Here is a 3,914-nt window from a genome sequence, read left to right as displayed (position 1 = left end):
CCTTCGGCGACGGCGTCGTTGATTTCCATGACGCGTGTCTGGAGAGCGAGATTGTGCAATACAACCTGATTGATCTTTTGCTCGATCTCTTCGATCTCGCGGTCCGTCAGCGGAGCGAAATGCGTGTAGTCGAACCGCAGTCGATCCGGCGAAACCAGCGATCCGGCCTGCTTCACATGCGTGCCTAGCGTTTCGCGCAACACGGCGTGCAGAATGTGCGTTCCAGTGTGATTGGCGGCGATCCGGCGGCGGCGATCCTCATCCACCTGCGCCTGAACTTCGTCATCGATGCCGAGCTTTCCGAATTCCAGCTGCACTTTGTGCACGACGACGCCGCGGACCGGTGCAAACGTATCGACGACGCGCGCGACTCCATTGGGTGAAGTCAGTATGCCGGTGTCGCCGACCTGGCCGCCCGATTCGGCGTAGAACGGAGTCTGATCGAGAACGATTTCGGCCGAAACGCCCTGGCCTTCGATACTGTTAGCGGTTGCGCCATTAATAATGATGCCCCGGATGCGGCTCGTGGATTGGACGGCCTGGTATCCGAGGAACGCGGTGGCGCCTTTTTCGGCGAATTTCCCATAGAGCGGCGCGACGGAGGCTTCATCGCCCTTCCAGCTCTGACGCGCGCGTTCGCGCTGTTTTTCCAGTTCGGCGTTGAAGCCGTCCATGTCGAGTTGCATGGACTTCTCGTCGGCAATTTCTTTGGTGAAATCCAGCGGAAATCCGAAGGTGTCGTAGAGTTTGAAAATCTCGATGCCGGGAATCACACCCTTGCCGGCTTTTGCCAGCTGGCCCATGACTTCCTCTAGCCGCTGCAGGCCGACAGTGACCATCGTCGCGAAGCGCTGTTCTTCGGTCTTGATGACGCGCGCGACATAATCGCGCGTGCTGACAAGGTCGGGGTAGGCTTCTTTCATCATCTCGACCACGTAGCCGGACAGCTTGAAGAGGAACGGCTCCTGATGGCCAAGCAGGGTGCCCTGACGGATCCCACGGCGCATGATTTTCCGGAGAACGTATCCGCGGCCTTCGTTCGAAGGAATGATGCCGTCGCTGATCAGGAACGTTGTAGCCCGCACGTGATCGGCGACGATTCGCAATGAAATATCGGATGCGGCTGCGGCGCCGTACTCGATATCGAAGATCCGGCAGGCTTCGTCGATGAGGGGACGCAGCAGATCGGTTTCGTAGTTGCTGATTTTGCCCTGAAGCACGACGGCTATTCGCTCGAGACCCATGCCGGTATCGATCGATGGCTTCGGCAGCGGGTTCAGATGGCCCTGAGCGTCGCGGTCGAACTGCATGAACACGAGATTCCAGAACTCGAGGTAGCGGCCGCACTCGCAGGGAAACGCGCAATTGGCATGTCCGAGTTCGCTGGCATCCGGCCCGAGATCGTAATGGATTTCGGAACACGGGCCGCACGGCCCGGTTTCGCCCATCTGCCAGAAGTTGTCATTCTCATCGAGACGGATGATGCGGTCGCGGGCGACGCCCGGGCCGTCTGCCCAAAGGTTCGCGGCGTCATCGTCTTCACGGAACACGGTGATCCAGAGTTTGTCGACCGGCAGCTTGAATTCTTTCGTCAACAGCGTCCACGCATAATCGATGGCTTCTTTTTTGAAGTAGGCGCCGAACGAGAAATTGCCGAGCATCTCGAAGAACGTGTGATGCCGGCGCGTGTGGCCGACGTTATCGAGGTCGTTGTGCTTGCCGCCCGCGCGAACGCACTTCTGGCTGCTGGTCGCGGTGTTATAGGAGCGCTGCTCGCGGCCCAGAAAGACATCCTTGAACTGATTCATACCGGCATTCACGAAAAGCAGGGTCGGATCCTGCGCCGGAATCAGGGGCGAGCTTTTGACGATCGAGTGGCCGCGGTCCGCAAAGAACCGGAGGAATCGCCGGCGGATTTCGTTGCTGTTCATAATTTTTTATGGCTGCGCCTTATCGCGTTTCTATTTCCTCTCGAATGGCGTCCTCATCGAATCCAAGACGCGCCAAAGCCCTGAAAAGACGAGCGGCATCGCGCGGTTGGAGCGGGACGTGCATTTTCCAGTCCTTCATTCTAGCGGCCAGGGCTTCCCGAAGCGAGGGCCAGCCGGCGGCCGACAGGATTTCGTCGGCCAGCTCGGGCGCAATTCCCCTGCCGAGCAGTTCTTCGCGCAGTTGCGGCGCGCCTTTGTCTTTGCGCCTCTCGGTGTAGTTCTGCGCGAACCGGCGGTCGTTGAGGAAGTTCTTCTGCATCAGCCCGCTGATCACCGCTTCGGGCGCGCTGCCGAACTTGCCTTCAAGTTTCGCGCGCAGGCCCGCAACGGTGTAATCCCGGCCTTTCAGGAGCTTGAGGGCATAGGCATAGATCTCATCCACGTTTGTTATGATACGGGCGATGAGGGGCAGGAACACAAGAAGCACAAGAGGCACAAGAGGCACAAGAGATCTTGTGCTTCTTGTGTTCCTGGCCCTGCTCCCCGGCTGCGGATACCGTTTAGCCACCAGAAACTTTAACGGCGGACAGGGCCAGACCTTTGCCGTTCCCACGTTTGTCAACAAAACGACGTCCTATCGCGTGGAGCAGCGGTTGAGTGAGGCGGTGCGGCAGGAACTCGTCCGGCGCACTCGTTACGATGTGACGCCCGGTGAATCGGGTGATGTCGTGATGGCCGGCGAGGTCCTTGGTTACATCGCTGTTCCTGTCACGTTCGACGTAAGCGGGCGGGCGTCCACTTACGAGATGCTGGTCGATATGAAAGTTGTCGTGACGGATACGAAGGCCCACAAAGAGCTGTACCACAACGACCGCTTCACCTACCGTCAGGTGTTCGAACTGGCGCAGAATTCCGGCGATTTTGTCCGGGAGGATCCTGCCGCGCTGGACCGCTTGTCGCGCCTGTTTGCCGAATCGATTGTGGCGACTTTAATGCACGCGAACCTGACGCCCAAGCCATGAAGTTTTCGGAATTCAAACAATACCAGCCGAAACAGCCCTCGAACGTTTTCGGATTTATCTGTGAGGACGATTTTCTCCTGGAGGAGTCGCATCCGGTTTGGCAGCGGATCTTCGGCGGAGATTGGGTTTTCGAAAAATATCCCGCGAAGGAGTTTGAAGAAATTCCCTCCGGCCGCCTGATGGACGATGCCCTGACGCCCTCGCTCTTCACGCAGAATCGCGTCCTAATCATTGCGAATGCGGAGAAGACGACGAAAGGCCGACTGGAAGATCTTGCCGCGCTGCAGGCAATTCCGAACGCGTCGCTCCGGATCGTGCTTGCCGCGAATTCCCGGAAGGCGGTGGATGCGTGGGCGAAGGTTTTTCCGATCATCGAGATCGATGCGCTGAAACCGGCGGATGTGGCGCGCTGGCTGATGGACCGATACAAGGTCGCGCCCGACCTGGCGCGGCATATTGTGGACAGCGTCGGCATCGATCTTTATCAGATCCATAGTGAAATGCAGAAGCTGCAGACATACGCCGGAAGCCGTGCTCTCGAAATACGCGACGTGGATGTTTTGATTTTGCGGTCGGAACAGTTCGGTCCTTTTGAACTGGACGATGCGGTGCTCGGCCGCAATTACAAGCGTGCCGTGCAGGTGCTCGGAGCGATGCTGGACGAAGGCGTCGATCCGCTCATGGTCCTCTCGCGGATCGTGCGGGTGTGGCGCCAGTTGTTTGTCGGAAAGTCGCTAGCCGGGAAGCAGAGCGCCAAAGACGTCGCTATGGCCGCCATGGTGCCGGCCTGGAAGGCGGCCGATTTCACCGCCGCGTGCAGGAAGTTCGAATGGAAACAGCTCGCCGGGGGCTTTCGTCTGCTGCTGAATGCGGACCGCGCCTTCAAGAGCTCGACACCGAATCCCGAAGGCTACTTTGATGTGTTGTTGTGGAAGTTGATCGGCGGGAGGGGGGGGGGGGG

At 58.7% G+C, this 3,914-nt stretch carries 4 protein-coding genes; 2 read left to right on the top strand and 2 right to left on the bottom strand.

From position 1 onward, the window contains the following. On the bottom strand, positions 1–1,931 hold a 1,931-nt coding region (gene alaS, locus VGK48_16245), incomplete at its 3' end, for an alanine--tRNA ligase (GenBank protein ID HEY2382726.1). A gap of 19 nt (positions 1,932–1,950) precedes the next feature. Then, entirely contained in the window at positions 1,951–2,418 is a 468-nt protein-coding gene (locus VGK48_16240) for a regulatory protein RecX (GenBank protein ID HEY2382725.1), read from the bottom strand. A gap of 28 nt (positions 2,419–2,446) precedes the next feature. On the opposite strand from VGK48_16240, the gene VGK48_16235 reads away from it, so the two are divergent. Together VGK48_16235 and holA are read left to right on the top strand one after the other, a co-directional pair. Continuing rightward, positions 2,447–2,953, top strand: coding sequence for an LptE family protein (locus tag VGK48_16235; GenBank protein ID HEY2382724.1), 507 nt, complete (start codon positions 2,447–2,449; stop codon positions 2,951–2,953). Further along, positions 2,950–3,914: DNA polymerase III subunit delta (gene holA / locus VGK48_16230; GenBank protein ID HEY2382723.1), on the top strand; the 965-nt coding region annotated here is incomplete at its 3' end. The genes VGK48_16235 and holA, both read left to right, overlap by 4 nt.

It is taken from the genome of Terriglobia bacterium (genome assembly GCA_036496425.1).
GTDB lineage: Bacteria > Acidobacteriota > Terriglobia > 20CM-2-55-15 > 20CM-2-55-15 > 20CM-2-55-15.
This window is presented reverse-complemented; position numbering and strand designations above follow the sequence as displayed.